General features: G+C 71.9%; 16 protein-coding genes and 1 tRNA gene. 11 read left to right on the top strand and 6 right to left on the bottom strand.

The window, feature by feature from the left end:
• Together MKK70_RS03470 and MKK70_RS03475 are read left to right on the top strand one after the other, a co-directional pair.
• Positions 1-471, top strand: a 471-nt coding sequence (locus MKK70_RS03470) for an outer membrane protein (RefSeq protein ID WP_243945838.1), incomplete at its 5' end; no start/stop codon positions are given.
• Between the two features lie 214 nt (positions 472-685).
• Positions 686-1,432, top strand: a complete 747-nt coding sequence (locus MKK70_RS03475) for a DUF2076 domain-containing protein (RefSeq protein WP_147728242.1) — start codon at positions 686-688, stop codon at positions 1,430-1,432.
• 121 nt (positions 1,433-1,553) lie between these two features.
• Here MKK70_RS03475 and MKK70_RS03480 read toward each other — a convergent pair whose 3' ends face one another.
• Positions 1,554-2,315, bottom strand: a complete 762-nt coding sequence (locus tag MKK70_RS03480; RefSeq protein ID WP_243945840.1) for a L,D-transpeptidase — start codon at positions 2,313-2,315, stop codon at positions 1,554-1,556.
• 246 nt (positions 2,316-2,561) lie between these two features.
• Here MKK70_RS03480 and MKK70_RS03485 point away from each other — a divergent pair, with 246 nt between their 5' ends.
• The 4 genes from MKK70_RS03485 (at position 2,562) to moaD (ending at position 6,443) form a co-directional block, all read left to right on the top strand.
• Entirely contained in the window at positions 2,562-3,290 is a 729-nt protein-coding gene (locus MKK70_RS03485; protein WP_147844133.1) for a chemotaxis protein, read from the top strand.
• Between the two features lie 75 nt (positions 3,291-3,365).
• Positions 3,366-5,435 carry an excinuclease ABC subunit UvrC gene (uvrC, locus tag MKK70_RS03490; protein ID WP_147728239.1) on the top strand — a complete coding sequence of 690 codons (2,070 nt, stop codon included), beginning with the start codon at positions 3,366-3,368 and terminating at the stop codon, positions 5,433-5,435.
• 72 nt (positions 5,436-5,507) lie between these two features.
• Positions 5,508-6,107 carry a CDP-diacylglycerol--glycerol-3-phosphate 3-phosphatidyltransferase gene (gene pgsA, locus MKK70_RS03495; protein WP_147844136.1) on the top strand — a complete coding sequence of 200 codons (600 nt, stop codon included), beginning with the start codon at positions 5,508-5,510 and terminating at the stop codon, positions 6,105-6,107.
• A gap of 84 nt (positions 6,108-6,191) precedes the next feature.
• Complete coding sequence (gene moaD, locus MKK70_RS03500) at positions 6,192-6,443, top strand: molybdopterin converting factor subunit 1 (protein ID WP_147728238.1); 252 nt, start codon at positions 6,192-6,194, stop codon at positions 6,441-6,443.
• 40 nt (positions 6,444-6,483) lie between these two features.
• Here moaD and cmk read toward each other — a convergent pair whose 3' ends face one another.
• The gene (cmk, locus tag MKK70_RS03505; protein WP_147859422.1) at positions 6,484-7,131 is read right to left on the bottom strand and encodes a (d)CMP kinase; all 648 of its coding nucleotides are present in this window, start codon (positions 7,129-7,131) and stop codon (positions 6,484-6,486) included.
• A gap of 5 nt (positions 7,132-7,136) precedes the next feature.
• Positions 7,137-8,486 carry a 3-phosphoshikimate 1-carboxyvinyltransferase gene (aroA, locus tag MKK70_RS03510; protein WP_243945842.1) on the bottom strand — a complete coding sequence of 450 codons (1,350 nt, stop codon included), beginning with the start codon at positions 8,484-8,486 and terminating at the stop codon, positions 7,137-7,139.
• Positions 8,487-8,828: 342 nt separating this feature from the next.
• On the opposite strand from aroA, the gene MKK70_RS03515 reads away from it, so the two are divergent.
• Both MKK70_RS03515 and MKK70_RS03520 read left to right on the top strand, forming a co-directional pair.
• Positions 8,829-8,904: transfer RNA gene (locus tag MKK70_RS03515), tRNA-Ala, on the top strand.
• Between the two features lie 371 nt (positions 8,905-9,275).
• Positions 9,276-9,494 carry a hypothetical protein gene (locus MKK70_RS03520; RefSeq protein WP_243945844.1) on the top strand — a complete coding sequence of 73 codons (219 nt, stop codon included), beginning with the start codon at positions 9,276-9,278 and terminating at the stop codon, positions 9,492-9,494.
• Positions 9,495-9,533: 39 nt separating this feature from the next.
• Here the strand turns inward: MKK70_RS03520 and pcaD are convergent, their stop codons facing one another.
• Both pcaD and MKK70_RS03530 read right to left on the bottom strand, forming a co-directional pair.
• Positions 9,534-10,307 carry a 3-oxoadipate enol-lactonase gene (gene pcaD / locus MKK70_RS03525; protein WP_243945846.1) on the bottom strand — a complete coding sequence of 258 codons (774 nt, stop codon included), beginning with the start codon at positions 10,305-10,307 and terminating at the stop codon, positions 9,534-9,536.
• A 1-nt stretch (position 10,308) separates the two neighbouring features.
• Positions 10,309-11,154, bottom strand: a complete 846-nt coding sequence (locus MKK70_RS03530) for a 3-keto-5-aminohexanoate cleavage protein (RefSeq protein ID WP_147859419.1) — start codon at positions 11,152-11,154, stop codon at positions 10,309-10,311.
• Positions 11,155-11,331: 177 nt separating this feature from the next.
• Here MKK70_RS03530 and aroQ point away from each other — a divergent pair, with 177 nt between their 5' ends.
• The 3 genes from aroQ (at position 11,332) to MKK70_RS03545 (ending at position 13,002) form a co-directional block, all read left to right on the top strand.
• The gene (gene aroQ, locus MKK70_RS03535; protein ID WP_147726847.1) at positions 11,332-11,787 is read left to right on the top strand and encodes a type II 3-dehydroquinate dehydratase; all 456 of its coding nucleotides are present in this window, start codon (positions 11,332-11,334) and stop codon (positions 11,785-11,787) included.
• Positions 11,788-11,927: 140 nt separating this feature from the next.
• Positions 11,928-12,482, top strand: a complete 555-nt coding sequence (locus MKK70_RS03540) for a hypothetical protein (RefSeq protein ID WP_243945848.1) — start codon at positions 11,928-11,930, stop codon at positions 12,480-12,482.
• A gap of 88 nt (positions 12,483-12,570) precedes the next feature.
• Positions 12,571-13,002, top strand: coding sequence for a DUF2147 domain-containing protein (locus MKK70_RS03545; protein ID WP_147726843.1), 432 nt, complete (start codon positions 12,571-12,573; stop codon positions 13,000-13,002).
• A gap of 4 nt (positions 13,003-13,006) precedes the next feature.
• Here MKK70_RS03545 and alaS read toward each other — a convergent pair whose 3' ends face one another.
• Positions 13,007-15,685 carry an alanine--tRNA ligase gene (alaS, locus tag MKK70_RS03550; RefSeq protein WP_243945850.1) on the bottom strand — a complete coding sequence of 893 codons (2,679 nt, stop codon included), beginning with the start codon at positions 15,683-15,685 and terminating at the stop codon, positions 13,007-13,009.
• Between the last annotated feature and the right edge of the window lie 63 nt (positions 15,686-15,748).

The following is a 15,748-nucleotide window of genomic DNA, read 5'->3' on the forward strand; positions in this document are numbered from 1 at the left end:
GGCGGCGGCATCCTGCCCGGCAACCTGATCTACAACCCGTCGGGCCTCTCCAGCCTCGACTACTTCGGCACCGTGCGCGGTCGCCTCGGCTACGCCTTCGACCGCACCCTCGTGTACGGCACCGGCGGCTTCGCCTACGGCAGCGGCGGCGGCCGTGACTTCGGTTCGGGCGTGTCCCGCAACGACTTCCAGACCGGCTGGGCCGCCGGCGCCGGCGTCGAGTACGCCCTGCCGACCGACTCGTTCCTGAACTTCTTCCGCTCCTCGGCCGTGACGCTGAAGGTCGAAGGCCTGTACGTGAACCTCGACCAGGGCGGCCGCAACAACGGCGCCTTCGCCTCCAACTCGACCGGCACCGTGACCCTGACCTCGCCGGGCGTGACCGTCGTGCAGAGCGGCCTGAACCGCAACAACAGCACCGAGTTCGCTGTCGTGCGCGCCGGCCTGAACTACAAGTTCGGCTCGTACTAGGACCTGCCGGATCCGCCGCGGCTCGCCCAGAGCCGCGGTTCGACCCGACCCGAGAAGCCCGGCCGAAAGGCCGGGCTTTTTTCGTCGTCGGATCGCATCGTCCTACGGCGAAGATTTCTTCGCCGCCCCTGACAAACCTCGGGCGTGCTCCCCATCTTGGAACCGGTCCATGCGGCGCACGATGCCGCGGGTTCGATTCGAGGAGGACGACTCCATGAACAGCGAAGAACGCGACGTCATCTCCGGCATCTTCCAGCGGCTCGAGCAGGCGTCCAGCCAGCCCCGCGACGCGGATGCCGAGCGCTTCATTGCCGACAAGCTCAGGGCCCAGCCCTATGCGCCCTACGCGATGGCGCAGCTGATCTACGTGCAGGAAGAGGCGATCAAGAGCCTCAACCAGCAGCTCGAGCAGGCCCGCCAGCAACAGGCGCAGCCGCAATCCTCGGGTGGCGGCGGGTTCCTGTCGAGCATCTTCGGCGGCGGTTCGCAGCGCCAGGATCCGCAGCCGCAGCAGCGGGCGGGCGGCGCCTGGGGCAACCAGGGCGGCGCGCCGCAGGGTTACCCGCAGCAAGGGTATCCGCAGCAGGGCTACCCGCAACAGGGGTATCCGCAGGGCGGTCCGCAGCAGGGCGGCCCGTGGGGCGGCCAGCAGCAGGCGCCGGCTCGCGGCGGCGGCTTCATGGCCACGGCCTTGCCGATGGCGGCCGGCGCGGCCGGCGGCATGCTGCTCGGCAGCGCCCTCTCGAACGCCTTCGCCGGCGGCCATTCGAGCCTCGGCAGCGCCGCGGCGGCCGGCCTCGGCGGCGGCACGACGGTCGAGAACAACTACTTCGGCTCGGACGCCGGCGGCACCCAGGATTTCGGTGCGCCGCTCGGCGGCGGGAGCGACACCGCCTTCGACGGCGGCAACGACGACTTCGCCGGCGATCTGGGTGGCGGCGACGACAGCGACTGGGCCTGATCGCGCGGCCCGATCCGGGCGCGGCCCGCTCGGATCGGGCCGGATGACATGCGTCTGACGACGTCGAAGGCTCGGGTCGCTCCTCTCGGCGATCCGAGCCTTCCTGCGTTCGATCCCGCGGTCACATCACCTCGACCCGCGTCCCCACCGGCACGCGTTCGTAGAGGTCGACCACGTCGTCGTTCATCATCCGAATGCAGCCGGACGACACGTTCTGGCCGATCGTGTGCGGCTCGTTGGTGCCGTGGATGCGATAGAGCGACGAGCCGAGATAGAGTGCCCGCGCACCGAGCGGATTGCTGGGGCCGCCTTCCATGTGGCGCGGCAGGTCCGGCCGGCGCGCCAGCATCTCCGGCGGCGGCGTCCAGCCCGGCCACTCGGCCTTGCGGCTGACGGTTTTGAGACCCGACCAGGCGAAGCCCGGCCGCCCGACGCCGATGCCGTAGCGCATCGCCCGGCCGCCGGGTTGGACGAGGTAGAGATACTTCGACGGCGTATCGATCACGATCGTGCCCGGGCGCTGGGGACCAGAGAACGCGACCTCCTGCCGGGCGTAGCGCGGATCCGGCGCGCGGGCGATGCGGTCGCTCTCGGCAGGTGGGTCGGCCTGGGCGGGCAGGCCCTGAGGCAGCGCCGCGTAGGCTCGCGATGCGACGCCATAGGGTTCGATCGGATCGCCGGATTGTGCCGACGCGCCTGCGTAACCCGGCCGGGCCACCGCAACGGGGCGGGCACCGCCGCGTGGGGCGACGCCGCCGGTGACAAGGTATTCGATCAGGCCGCCGCCGTATCCGTCGGGCTCAGCATAGCGCGCCTGCGCCTGGACCGCCCCCGACCAGACGGATGCTGCAAGCGCCGCCCCCACGCACCAACTCGTCCGCATCGCCGCACTCCCGCACCACGGCCGGGCTCGATGCCGGCCGTCATGGTTGAGAGGGTCGGACCGGGACGCGCGACATTCGATGAAGGAACGTGGTGAATCGGTCGCGGACGGGCTTCGCTGCCCCGGTCGTCACGAAGCAACGTGAATCGACTGTAAATCCGAACGAATGCTTTCGATCTTCAGCAAACTGCAACCGTTCCTGGTCCTAGATCGGATCCGGGTTTCCAAGACGGCCGGTTCGAACCGATGACTCACAAGCGCTACCGCATCGAGGACAGCCTCGGCCTCCCGCCCGCGGCGGGGACGACGATGTCCAGTGCCGGGCCCGTGGAGGGCGGGGCGCGCCTCGACGAGATCCTCTCGGCGATCCAGGACCTGCGCCGCATCACCCAGTCGAGCGCCGGCGAGACCATCGAGGCGTGCCGCCGCGAGCTGTCCGAAGCCTTGGCGATGCGCTCCGAGCTCGACGTGATGAAGGCGGCGATCACCAACACCCGCGACGAGATCGCGGCTCTGTATCACTCCGAGTCCAACGGCAAGGGCATGCGCCGCGCCGCCGACGAGCTGGGCGCCGTGGTCGGGTCGACCGAGCGCGCGACGTCGACGCTGCTCACCGCGCTGGAGGAGATCGAGGCGAGCGCCAACATCCTGCGGGCCGGCAACCTCGGCAAGGGCGGCCAGGACAAGGTCGACGTCATCCTCGACCGCGTCATCGTCGCCTACGAGGCCTGCAATTTCCAGGACCTGACCGGCCAGCGCATCAGCAAGATCGTCAACGTCCTGAGCTTCGTCGAATCCCACCTCGACCGCATGATCGCCGCCTGGAGCGGCCTCGACGGGTTCCGCGACGTGTTCTCCGCCGGCCCCGCCGCCGTCGTCGATCCGGACGACGAGCGCTCGCTCCTGAACGGCCCGAAGCTCGACGAGGATCCGGGCCACGTCGACCAGTCGGACATCGACGCGCTGTTCGGCTGAGGGCCGAGGTCCGCCGGCACGCCTTTGCGCATCGCGCCCCTTCCCTCGCCAGTTTCGCGGGCTTAGATCACGGCGATGAGCCGGAGAGTCCCGTCAGGTCGCGCCACCGAGGATCTGCCCCAGGAGGCCTTCGACGACGAGGCTTTCGACGAGGAGCGGGACGAGGCCGAGCCGGCGCAGGCCGACGAGGCGCCCGAGATCGACTTCGATTTCGAGCCCGGCGCCGTCGAGGCCGGCACGGAGGTGATCCGCCGGTTCTGGACGACGCTGCCCTCCGGGCCCGGCGTCTACCGGATGTTCGATGCCAAGGGCGACGTGCTCTACGTCGGCAAGGCGAAGAACCTGAAGGCCCGGGTCGGCTCCTACGCCCGCGGGCAGGCGCATTCCAACCGCATCGCGCGGATGATCTCGCAGACGGCGGCGATGGAGTTCGTCACCACCGCCACGGAGACCGAGGCGCTGCTGCTCGAGGCGAACCTGATCAAGCAGCTGAAGCCGCGCTTCAACGTGCTGATGCGGGACGACAAGTCGTTCCCTTATATCCTCGTCACCGCCGACGGCCCGGCACCGCAGATCGTCAAGCATCGTGGCGCCCGCCGCCGCAAGGGCAGCTATTACGGCCCCTTCGCCAGCGTCTGGGCGGTGAACCGCACCGTGAACGCCCTGCAGCGGGCCTTCCTGCTGCGCACCTGCACCGACAGCTACTACGAGAACCGCACCCGGCCCTGCCTGCTGTTCCAGATCAAGCGCTGCTCCGGCCCCTGCACCGGCGAGATCGCGCTGGAGGATTACGCCGGCATGGCCGACTCGGCCAAGAACTTCCTCGCCGGGAAGTCCAATGCGGTGAAGGACCGGATGCGCACCGAGATGCAGGCGGCCTCCGACGCGATGGAGTTCGAGCGTGCGGCCCGCTTCCGCGACCGGATCAGCGCGCTCTCGGCGATCCAGGGCGTGCAGGGCGTCAACACGCAAGGGGTCGAGGAGGCCGACGTGTTCGCCCTCGACGAGCAGGCCGGGCAGTTCTGCATCGAGGTGTTCTTCTTCCGCAACTTCCAGAACTGGGGCAACCGCGCCTACTTCCCCAAGGCCGACCGCTCGATGACCCCGGACGAGGTGCTGGGCTCGTTCATCGGCCAGTTCTACGACACGATGCCGGCGCCGCGCCTCGTGCTGACGAGCCACGCGGTCGAGGATGCGGAGCTGGTCGCCGCCGCGCTCTCCAGCCAGGTCGCCTACCGGGTCGAGCTGCACCAGCCCCAGCGCGGCGAGCGCAAGGCGCTCGTCGACTACGCCCAGCGCAACGCCAAGGAGGCGCTCGGCCGCCGGCTCGCCGACACCGCGTCGCAGGGCAAGCTGCTGGTGGCGCTGGGCCAGGCCTTCGCCCTCGAGAAGACGCCGCGGCGGATCGAGGTCTACGACAACTCCCACATCATGGGCACCAACGCGGTCGGCGGCATGGTCGTCGCCGGCCCGTCCGGCTTCATGAAGACGCACTACCGCACCTTCAACATCAAGTCGGAGGAACTGACGCCCGGCGACGATTACGGGATGATGCGCGAGGTGCTGCAGCGCCGCTTCAAGCGCCTGGTCAAGGAGGCGCCGCGCACCGTCGCCGAAGCCGCCTTCGCCGCGACCGAGGGCGGTCCGGCGGAGCCGGTGGCCGAGGCGCCCGAGGATGCCGACGCGTTCCCCGCCTGGCCCGACCTCGTGCTCATCGACGGCGGCAAGGGCCAGCTCGACGCCGCGCGCAAGGCGCTGGAGGAGATCGGCGTCGCCGACGTGGCGCTGGTCGGCATCGCCAAGGGGCGCGACCGGGACGCCGGCCGCGAGACCTTCTTCATCCCCGGCCGGCCGGCGTTCAAGCTGCCGCCGCGCGATCCGACGCTCTACTTCGTGCAGCGCCTGCGCGACGAGGCGCACCGCTTCGCCATCGGCACCCACCGGGCCAAGCGCAAGCGCGAGCTGGTGCGCAACCCGCTCGACGAGATCGCCGGCATCGGCCCGAGCCGCAAGCGCGCGCTTCTGCACCAGTTCGGCACCGTGAAGGCGATCGAGCGGGCGGCCTACGAGGACCTTGCCAAGACACCGGGCGTGAACGCCGCCACCGCGCGCGCCGTCTACGACTTCTTCCATGCGGGCGGCTGACGCATGAGCGACGGCATCGGCGACGCATCGGAACGGTTGACGCTCAGGCAGGCGCATGATTTCACCGGCCCGATGAACGCCGTCCTCCCCCGACGCCGGTCGCAGGCCTGGACGCTCGCGAACTGCCTGACCTACGGCCGCCTCGTCGCCGTCCCGGTGATGGTCGCGCTGCTGTTCTGGCCCGACGCGATCACCATGCGCTTCACGGCGCTGGCGGTGTTCGTGCTCGCCGCGATCACCGACTACCTCGACGGCTACGTCGCTCGCACCTACGCACAGAGCTCGGCGCTCGGCCGGATGCTCGATCCGATCGCCGACAAGCTGCTGGTCGCCGCCTGCCTGCTGATGCTGGTGGCCGACCGCACCATCGTCGGCGCCTCCGTCTGGGCGGCGATCGTGATCCTGTGCCGCGAGGTGCTGGTCTCGGGCCTGCGCGAGTACCTCGCCGAGCTGAAGGTCGGCGTGCCGGTGAGCAAGGTCGCCAAGTGGAAGACCACGGTGCAGCTCGTGGCGCTGGGCTTCCTCGTCGCGGGGCCGGCTGGCGAGACGATCCTGCCCGGCACCGAGCGGATCGGCCTCGTCCTGCTCTGGCTCGCCGCCGCCCTGACGCTGTGGACCGGCTGGGACTACATGCGCGCCGGCATCAAGCACGTGATCGACGATCCGCGATAGGGTGATCCCGCCAGGCTTCCTCGCCCGCTGCGGCAGAGGGAGAAGCGACCTCGTGCATCGGGTGCGACCCGAGGAAACCGAACCATGAAGCTCGTCTATTTCGCCTGGGTGCGCGAGCGCGTCGGACGCCCCGAGGAGACCGTGACGCCGCCGGCGGAGGTCGCGACGGTGGGCGACCTGATCGGCTGGCTCAAGGGGCGGGGCGAGGAATACGCCCACGCCTTCGAGAAGGACGGCGTGGTCCGCGCCGCGATCGACAAGGTCCACGCCAAGCCCGACGCACCGATCGCGGGCGCGCGGGAGATCGCGTTCTTCCCACCGATGACCGGCGGCTAGGACCGACGCTGGCCGAGCGCCACCACCGCCCCGGTCATCGTCACTGCGCGCGGGCGCGGTCGACCACCGCGCGGGCGGCGGCGAAGGCCTCGTCGGCGTCGAGATGGGTGGTGTCGAGCCGTACCGCGTCGTCGGCCGCCCTGAGCGGCGCCGTGCTCCGCGCCGCGTCCCGGGCGTCCCGCGCCTCGATGTCGGCGAGGATGGCGGCCAGCGTCGTCGTCTCGCCGCGGCTCTCGAGCTCGCGGTGGCGGCGGCGGGCGCGCTCGGCGGCGTCGGCGGTGATGAACAGCTTCACGCGCGCGTCCGGGCACACCACCGTGCCGATGTCGCGCCCGTCGAGCACCGCGCCGGCGCTGGTGCCGGCGAAGCGCTGCTGCCACGCGAGCAGGGCCGCGCGCACCGCCGGCACCGCCGAGATGCGCGAGGCCGCCTCCCCCATCGCCCGGTCGCGCAGGCGCGGGTCGGCGAGGCGGTCGGCGATCAGGCCCTCGGCCGCCCGCGCCGCGGCGGCCTCGTCGTCGAGGGAAGCGCCGGCGTCGAGCAGAGTCAGCGCGACGCCGCGATAGAGCAGGCCGGTGTCGAGGTGGGGCAGGCCGTAGTGCCGGGCGAGGCGCTGGGCGAGCGTGCCCTTGCCGGAGGCGGCCGGGCCGTCGATGGCGATGACCATCGCTGTCGGGTTGTCGGGCATCGGGCCTATTCCCCGATCCCGGCGCCGAGCGCCTGCATCGTCGGCAGGAAGCTCGGGAAGCTCGTGGCGATCATCGCGCCGTCGTCGACGGTGACCGGCTCGGCGGTGGCCAGCCCCATCACGAGGAACGCCATGGCGATGCGGTGGTCGAGATGGGTCGCGACCGTGCCGCCCCCGGGCGGCGCGGTGCCGTCGCCGTGGACGAGGAGGTCGTCGCCCTCGATCAGGTGGGCGACGCCGTTGGCCTTGAGCCCGGCGGCGACCGCGGCGAGGCGATCCGATTCCTTGACCCGCAACTCGTGCAGGCCGTTCATCCGCGTGGTGCCCTGGGCGAAGGCGGCGGCGACCGCGAGCACCGGGTACTCGTCGATCATCGCCGGCGCCCGCTCGGCCGGCACGTCGACGCCCTTGAGGTGGCTCGCGCGCACGCGCAGATCGGCGACGGTCTCGCCGCCCTCCTCGCGCTCGCGCAGGCGCTCGATGTCGGCGCCCATCTCGATCAGCGTCGTGATCAGCCCGGTGCGCAGCGGATTCATCATCACGCCCTCGATCGTGATCTCGGAGCCCGGCACGATCAGCGCCGCCACCAGCGGGAAGGCGGCCGACGACGGGTCGGCCGGCACCACCACCTCGGTGCCGCGCAGCGTCGGCTGGCCGGTGAGCGCGACCGCGCGGCCGTGGCCGTCCGGCCCGTGCGGGGTGACGGAGACCTCGGCGCCGAACAGGCGCAGCATCCGCTCGGTGTGGTCGCGGGTGGCCGCGGCCTCGATCACCGTGGTGGTGCCCGGGGCGTTGAGGCCGGCGAGGAGCACCGCGGACTTGATCTGCGCCGAGGCGGCCGGCGTCTCGTAGCGGATCGGGATCGCCTCGCGCGGGCCACGCAGCGTCAGCGGCACGCGGCCGCCCTCGGCCTCCGCGAGCACCTGGGTGCCCATCAGCCGGAGCGGATCGAGGATGCGGCGCATCGGCCGGCTGCGCAGGGAAGCGTCGCCGTCGAAGGTCGCCGTGACCGGCTGGCCGCCGACGACGCCCATCATCAGCCGCGAGCCGGTGCCGGCATTGCCGAAGTCGAGGGTCTCGGCCGGATCGGACAGGCCGCCGATGCCGACGCCGCGCACCACCCAGCGTCCCTCCCCCAGGCGCTCCATGGAGGCGCCGAGCGCGCGGGCCGCGGCCGCGGTGCGCAGCACGTCGTCGCCCTCCAGCAGGCCCTCCACCCGCGTCTCGCCGATGGAGAGCAGGCCGAGGATCATCGCGCGGTGCGAGATCGACTTGTCGCCCGGCGGCCGCAGCCGTCCGCGCAGGGGCGCGCCGGGCGCGGCGGAAAGCGGGGTCGGCTCGGAATCGTGCGACACGGGCGGTCAACTTCGCGAGGGATCCGGGCCGGGGCCGCGGGATCGCCAGAGGAGGCGCTGAGGCGCCGAAAAGCCGGTGCGACGCGTGGCGCCGCGCGGGAACATGGGGCGGTCGGTTATCACGCGCGCCGCGATCCGTCATCCGAGCTGCGGCGCCGATCCGACGGTCCGCCGCCGCCCTGGATGCATCGAATGTCGCCGGCGAACGATCGCCGATCGCTTTTCCACAAAAAGGGGGTTGAGTCCGATCCGAGGCCCGCCTATAGAACCGCCCTCGCCGGACGGCATCGCCGGGCCAGCGAGACACCAGCGCGGACCTCCAGAGCCGCGGTGGACGAGAGTGGGGCCTTAGCTCAGCTGGGAGAGCGCTTCCATGGCATGGAAGAGGTCATCGGTTCGATCCCGTTAGGCTCCACCACTCTCCCTCTCAGACGCGGATACGGTTGTCCGAGAGGGGTTCGGCATGGACGATCTTCCATCGCTGCCCCATACGATCTTGTACCGTTATCTCGTACGATAGGCAGGCCGCCGCCACGTCTGCGACCGAGACCAGGTACGGTTTCTATCTGCCGTCGAACGGCGCGGTTTTCAGAAGAATCTGCCGTTACGGGCTGCCGTCGGGTTCGCCGACGCTGGTGACTGCATCACGCGCGGATGACGTGCGCGCCCATTGTCGACCGATCGCATCGACCCTCACGGCTCGCGTCGACGGTCGTCGCGCGAGGGAGGCCGGAACCGAACCGCCGATCGCGACCTTACATCTTCAATCACTGGTTGTGTGAGGCTGTGATGGTTGCGATCGTGGTGGCGGCGGTCTTCGGCGCGGGACTGTCGATCCTGCTCCTGGCCAAGTTCGGCCTCCTCATGGCGCTGCTGGCGATCCCCCTCGGCGGGAGCACCGCGGGCATGGCGGCCGCGCTCGGCCTCGCCGCGGCGCGCGATCGGCGCCCGCCGAACCGGATCGGCCGGAGACCTGCGATGGCGCGGCCCGCCACCATCGTCCGCTGACGCCGCAGCTCGCACCGCGACGCCGCTTTCGGCTGGCGCCTACCGGTGCCGGTCGAGGAACTGCGCGAGGTAGGCGCCGGCCGCGTCCGGCCGCTCGACGGCGAGGAGGTGGGCGGCGTGCGGCAGCGTCACCAGTTCCGCCTGGGGGATGCCCCGGCAGATCTCCTCGGCCATCGCAGGCGGCGTCGCGGGATCCTCGCGGCCGGCGACGACCAGCGTCGGGGCGGTGATCGCCGAGAGGCGTGGGCGCAGGTCCATGCGCCCGATCGCGCCGCAGCAGACCGCGTAGCCGGCCGCGTCGCAGGCCGTGAACGCCGTGCGGATCGGCGCGACCACCTCCGGATGCCGTTCGGAGAAGCCCGGCGTGAACCAGCGGCCGAGGGTCGCCGCGACGATCGCCTGCGGTCCCGCCTCGCGCACCGTCGCGGCGCGCGCGTTCCAGCTCGCTTCGCTCGGCATGTGGGCGGCCGTCGCCATCAGGGTCAGGCTCGCCACGCGGTCGGGCGCGGCGCTCGCCAGCGCCTGCATCGTCATGCCGCCGAGCGACAGGCCGACGGCGTGGATGCGGTCGATGCCGAGCCCGTCGAGCAGCGCGAGCAGGTCGCCGGCGAGATCGTCGATCTCGGCCGGCGCGTCCCGCGTCGCCGAGCCGCCATGGCCGCGGGTGTCGTAGCGCAAGATGCGGTAACGGTCGGCCAGGTGCGGCACCACCGCGTCCCACATGGCGAGCGTCGTCCCGAGCGAGTTGGAGAACGCCACCACCGGTGCGTCCTCCGGGCCGGTGAGGATGTGGTTCAGAGGCTGGTGAGCCATTTCAAGCCGCCAGCCCGAGGGCGGCGCGGGCCTCGGCCGGTGTCGCCGGCCGGCGGCCGTGGCGGCGCACCGCCTCGGCGGCGAGCCCGACGAGCTCGGCGTTGCTCGCGGCGAGCCGGTCCTTGGCGATGCGGATGTTGTCCTCGAGCCCGGTGCGCACCGCATCGGCGCCGCGCGCCAGCGCCCACTCCATCACCACCGCCTGGTTGCGGCCGATCCCGGCTGCCGTCCAGGTCGCCCCGGGCAGGATGCGCCGGGTCTCGGCCAGCAGGATGTCGAGCAGGTGCTCGTCGGCCGGCATCGCGTTCTGGACGCCCATCACGAACTGCACGTGCGGCCGCGCGTCGATCAGGCCGGCCTCGACGAGGCGGCGGGCGCCGTGGAGGTGCGACAGGTCGAAGATCTCGATCTCCGGCCGCACGCCGAAGCGCGTCATCTGCGTGGCGAGGTCGGTGACGAGGGCGGCCGGATTCTCGTAGACGATGGTCGGGAAGTTGACCGAACCGGTCGAGAGCGAGGCCATGTCCGGCCGGTGCTGCAGCGAGAGACCCCGGCTCGCCGGGTCGCGCCCGCGCCCGCCGGTGGAGAACTGCACCACGAGGCCGGGGCAATGCTTGCGCAGGCCCTCCTGCACGGCGGCGAAGCGGTCGGGATCGGAGGACGGGGTCTCGTCGTCGTTGCGCACGTGGATGTGGGCCAGCGTCGCCCCCGCCTCGAAGGCCTGGTGCGTCGACTCGATCTGCTCGGCCACCGTCACGGGAAGCGCCGGGTTGTCCGCCTTGCGCGGCACCGAGCCGGTGATCGCCACCGCGATCACCACGGGCGCGCTGGTCTCGATCTGGCTCATGGTCCCTCCGTGGCTCGGCCGCGTCCTCGCGCGATTCTCGCGGGATGTAGACCGCCGCGCCCGCGCGCAAAGCCCGGGGCGGAGACAGCGCCGCCGCTCTGTCGGCCCGCTTGATGCCGCGGCCGCGGCGGTTCATGGGTCGAGCGTCCGTGCGCGGGCCGCGCGAAGGAGGATGTCATGAGCCGTCTCGTCACCGTGCTGAACGGCCCGAACCTGAACCTCCTCGGCCGGCGCCAGCCGGAGATCTACGGCCACGAGACCCTGGCCGACGTCGAGGCCGCCTGCCGGGCGCTCGCCGGCGAGCTCGGGCTCGCGCTGCAGTTCCGGCAGTCGAATCACGAGGGCGCGTTGATCGACTGGATCCACGCGGCGCGGGACGAGGCCGCCGGCATCGTCATCAACCCGGCCGCCTTCACCCATACCTCGGTGGCGCTGCTCGACGCGCTCAACGCCTTCGACGGCCCGGTGATCGAGGTTCACATCTCGAACGTGCACAAGCGCGAGGCCTTCCGGCACCACTCCTACGTCTCGCTGCGCGCCGACGGCGTGATCGCCGGGCTCGGCACCGAGGGTTACGGCCTGGCGCTGCGCCGCGTCGCGACGTTGATCGGCCAAGCTGAAGCGGTGCGCTGATGCGGGACGGGGCGGTGGGCCGGGCGGGCAGCGCGCACGCGGCGCATGGACGGTTCGGCCGCCGATGCCTATGGCGTAGCGCGAGCCCGCCTCCGTCGGTCCGGGCGCTCCTCCTGCTTGCGATGGCGATGTTCGGTTCGATGCGTCCCGTCTCGGCCGAACCGGTTCCGCCGCCCGAGGCGACGACGGGACTGATCGAGGCCCTCCAGGCCCGCATCCTGTCCGGCCACAGCGCGACCGCGGTGCTGGAGGCGTGGTGCGCCGAGCGCGGCCTGTCGGCCGAGCCGCACCTCGTCGCCCGCCGGGTCCCGGGGGCCGAGAAGCCCCTCGACGCGGCGCAACGCAAGCGTCTCGGCCTCGCGCCGGACGAGCCGGTCCGCTACCGGCGCGTCCGGCTCGCCTGCGGCGTCCACGTCCTGTCCGAGGCCGACAACTGGTACGTGCCGGGCCGGCTGACGCCCGCCATGAACGCGGCCCTGGACGAGACCGACGCGCCGTTCGGCCGGGTGGTGCGCCCGCTCGCGCCGACCCGCCGCAACGTCGCGCTCCGCCCGCTCCGCGATCCCGGCGCCCCCGCCCCGAGTCCGGACGACCCGCTGTTCGAGGTCGACGCGGTGCTCGCGACCGGGGCCGGCCTGCCGTTCTGCGAGGTCGCCGAGACCTATCTCGGGGCCGTGCTCGGGCGCGGACCTTAGCGGCCGCCGCTGCGTCTTGCGGGACTTCGGTGCGCACGGCTATTGCCGGGCCGATCGCCCGGACGGGCGGCACGCTCGGAGGATCCGCATGAGACCGGCAACTGTGTTCGCTCCCACCCTCTTCGCCGCCTGCCTCGTCGCGTCCTGCCTCGTCGGCAGCGGCGCGCAGGCGCAAAAGGCCGCCGACCCGGCCGGGATCTGGCTGACAGAGACCGGCGACTCGAAGGTGCGGCTGACGCGGTGCGGCGCCGGCTTCTGCGGCACCATCGTCAGCACCGCGGGCAAGGGCCTCGACGCCAACAACCCGGACCCGGCCCTGCGCACCCGCAGCGTCGTCGGCGTCCAGATCGTCAACGCCACGAGCCCGTCGGGCGACGGCTATTCCGGCACCCTCTACAACCCGAAGGACGGGAAGACCTATTCCGGCTCGCTCAAGATGACCGGCCCGAACGCGATCGAGGTCTCGGGCTGCGTGATGAGCGTCTTCTGCAAGCGCCAGACCTGGAAGCGGGTGGGCTGAGCCGTCAGCCCGCCGCCACCGCCGCGGTGATCGCGTCGAGGGCGGCCTTCGCGCCGGCGCCCTCCGGGCCGCCGGCCTGGGCCATGTCGCGGCGGCCGCCGCCGCCCTTGCCGCCGAGATGGCCTGCGCCGGCCCGCACCAGGGCGACGGCGTCGTAGCGCTCGGTGAGGTCCGGGGTGACGCCGACCACGAGGCCGGCCTTGCCGTCGGCGCCGACGCCGACGATGGCGACGATGCCGGAGCCGAGCTTCTGCTTGCCGGCATCGGCCAGGCTCTTGAGGTCGCGCATCTCGACGCCCTCGATCGCCCGCGCCATCAGCTTGACGCCGGCCACCTCGGTCGCCTCGTCGCCGCCTCCGGCGCTGCCGCCCATCGCCAGCTTCTTGCGCAGGTCCGAGACCTCGCGCTCCAGCCGGCGGCGATCCTCCAGCAGCCCGGAGAGCCGGTCGGACACCTCCGCCACCGGCGCCTTGAGCTGGGAGGCCAGCGCCCCGAGGGTGCGGCTCTCCTCGCCGCGGTGGCGGCGGGCGGCGTCGGCGGTCATCGCCTCGATGCGGCGCACCCCGGCGCCGACCGCGCTCTCGGCGAGGATCGTGATGGTGCCGATGTCGCCGGTGCGCGCGGCGTGCGTGCCGCCGCAGAGCTCGATCGAGAAGTTCGGCAGGCGGCCGCCCTCGATCTCCGTGCCGGCATCGTCCACCGGCCGGCCCATGGAGACGACGCGGACCTCGTCGCCGTACTTCTCGCCGAACAGCGCGCGCGCCCCGGACTCGATTGCCTCGTCCACCGCCATCAGCTTGGTCACCACCGGCACGTTCTGCAGCAGCACCGCGTTGGCGATGTCCTCGACGCGGGAGAGCTCGGCCGCCTCGATCGGCTTCGGGTGGCTGATGTCGAAGCGCAGGCGCTCGGGGGAGACCAGCGAGCCCTTCTGCGCGACGTGGTCGCCGAGCACCTGCCGCAGGGCCTCGTGCAGCAGATGGGTGGCGGAATGGTTGGCGCGGATCGCGGCCCGGCGGGCGTGGTCGACCTTCAGCTCGACGGCCTGGCCGAGGCTCATGGTGCCCGCGTCCACGGTGACGTGGTGGACGAACAGGTCGCCGAGCTTCTTCTCGGTGTTGGTCACGCGGGCCTTCAGCCCCGGCGCGGCGAGCGCGCCGGTGTCGCCGACCTGTCCGCCGGATTCGGCGTAGAACGGCGTCTGGTTGGCGATGAGCAGCCCGCTCTCGCCGGCCTGCAGGGCCTGGACCTCGGCGCCGTCGCGCAGCAGCGCCGTCACGACGCCCTCGGCGCTCTCGGCCTCGTAGCCCAGAAACTCGGTGGCGCCGGTCCGGTCGCGCACCGAGAACCACACCGTCTCGGTGGCGGCCTCGCCCGAGCCCGACCACGCCGCGCGCGCCGCCTGCTTCTGGCGCTGCATCGCGAGTCCGAACGCCTCCGTGTCGACGCCGATGCCCCGGGCCTTCAGGGCGTCCTGCGTCAGGTCGAGGGGGAAGCCGTAGGTGTCGTAGAGGGTGAAGGCGGTCTCGCCGGCGAGGTTCTGGCCGGCGGCGAGGTCGCGGGTCTCGGCGTCGAGGATCGCGAGGCCGCGCTCCAGGGTGCGGCGGAAGCGTGTCTCCTCGAGGCGCAGGGTCTCGGAGATCAGGCTCTCGGCCCGCACCAGCTCGGGGTAGGCCTGGCCCATCTCCCGCACCAGCGTCGGCACGAGGCGGAACATCGCCGGCTCGCGCGAGCCGAGCAGCTCGAGGTGGCGCATGGCGCGGCGCAGGATGCGGCGCAGCACGTAGCCGCGGCCCTCGTTGCCCGGCAGCACGCCGTCGGCGATCAGGAAGGAACCGGCGCGCAGGTGGTCGGCGATCACCCGGTAAGAGGCGACGTTCGCGGGCTCGGGCGGGCGGCCGACCGCGTGCGACACGGCATCGATCAGCGACCGGAACAGGTCGGTCTCGTAGTTCGAGGTCACGCCCTGGAGGATCGCGGCCATGCGCTCCAGGCCCATGCCGGTGTCGATCGACGGCCGCGGCAGGACCAGCCGGTTGCCCGGCTCGACCTGCTCGTACTGCATGAACACGAGGTTCCAGAACTCGAGGAAGCGGTCGCCGTCCTCGTCGGGCGAGCCGGGCGGGCCGCCGGCGAGCCCCGGGCCCTGGTCGATGAAGATCTCCGAGCACGGCCCGCAGGGGCCGGTGTCGCCCATCTGCCAGAAGTTGTCCGAGGTGCCGATGCGGATGATCTTGTCGTCGGAAAAGCCGGCGATCTTCTTCCAGAGCGTCGCCGCCTCGTCGTCGTCGGCATAGACCGTGACGAGGAGCCGGTCCGGCTTGAGGCCGAACTCCTTGGTGATCAGGGTCCAGGCCAGCTCGATCGCCTGCGGCTTGAAGTAGTCGCCGAAGGAGAAGTTGCCGAGCATCTCGAAGAAGGTGTGGTGGCGCGCGGTGTAGCCGACGTTGTCGAGGTCGTTGTGCTTGCCGCCGGCGCGGACGCATTTCTGCGCCGTCGTCGCCCGCACGTAGGGCCGCTTCTCGACGCCGGTGAAGACGTTCTTGAACTGCACCATGCCGGCGTTGGTGAACATCAGCGTCGGGTCGTTCTTCGGCACCAGCGAGGACGACGGCACGATCGTGTGCCCCGCACCCGCGAAGTAGTCGAGGAAGGCCGACCGGATCTCGTTGACGCCGCTCATCGGATAACTCTGTGCTGGGCCGGGCTTTTTCGCGCGGCGACGCCCGGCCGTCCCGGGCCGTTC

Origin of the sequence: Methylobacterium sp. E-041, from assembly GCF_022829665.1 — a bacterium.
Classification (GTDB): Bacteria; Pseudomonadota; Alphaproteobacteria; order Rhizobiales; family Beijerinckiaceae; genus Methylobacterium.

What these genes read in the sequence shown, in the direction of transcription:
- MKK70_RS03475 (WP_147728242.1), top strand. Translation starts at nt 686, where the DNA reads ATGAACAGCGAAGAACGCGACGTCATCTCCGGCATCTTCCAGCGGCTC.
- MKK70_RS03480 (WP_243945840.1), bottom strand. Translation starts at nt 2,315, where the DNA reads ATGCGGACGAGTTGGTGCGTGGGGGCGGCGCTTGCAGCATCCGTCTGG.
- MKK70_RS03485 (WP_147844133.1), top strand. Translation starts at nt 2,562, where the DNA reads ATGACTCACAAGCGCTACCGCATCGAGGACAGCCTCGGCCTCCCGCCC.
- uvrC (WP_147728239.1), top strand. Translation starts at nt 3,366, where the DNA reads ATGAGCCGGAGAGTCCCGTCAGGTCGCGCCACCGAGGATCTGCCCCAG.
- pgsA (WP_147844136.1), top strand. Translation starts at nt 5,508, where the DNA reads ATGAACGCCGTCCTCCCCCGACGCCGGTCGCAGGCCTGGACGCTCGCG.
- moaD (WP_147728238.1), top strand. Translation starts at nt 6,192, where the DNA reads ATGAAGCTCGTCTATTTCGCCTGGGTGCGCGAGCGCGTCGGACGCCCC.
- cmk (WP_147859422.1), bottom strand. Translation starts at nt 7,131, where the DNA reads ATGCCCGACAACCCGACAGCGATGGTCATCGCCATCGACGGCCCGGCC.
- MKK70_RS03520 (WP_243945844.1), top strand. Translation starts at nt 9,276, where the DNA reads ATGGTTGCGATCGTGGTGGCGGCGGTCTTCGGCGCGGGACTGTCGATC.
- pcaD (WP_243945846.1), bottom strand. Translation starts at nt 10,307, where the DNA reads ATGGCTCACCAGCCTCTGAACCACATCCTCACCGGCCCGGAGGACGCA.
- MKK70_RS03530 (WP_147859419.1), bottom strand. Translation starts at nt 11,154, where the DNA reads ATGAGCCAGATCGAGACCAGCGCGCCCGTGGTGATCGCGGTGGCGATC.
- aroQ (WP_147726847.1), top strand. Translation starts at nt 11,332, where the DNA reads ATGAGCCGTCTCGTCACCGTGCTGAACGGCCCGAACCTGAACCTCCTC.
- MKK70_RS03540 (WP_243945848.1), top strand. Translation starts at nt 11,928, where the DNA reads ATGCGTCCCGTCTCGGCCGAACCGGTTCCGCCGCCCGAGGCGACGACG.
- MKK70_RS03545 (WP_147726843.1), top strand. Translation starts at nt 12,571, where the DNA reads ATGAGACCGGCAACTGTGTTCGCTCCCACCCTCTTCGCCGCCTGCCTC.
- alaS (WP_243945850.1), bottom strand. Translation starts at nt 15,685, where the DNA reads ATGAGCGGCGTCAACGAGATCCGGTCGGCCTTCCTCGACTACTTCGCG.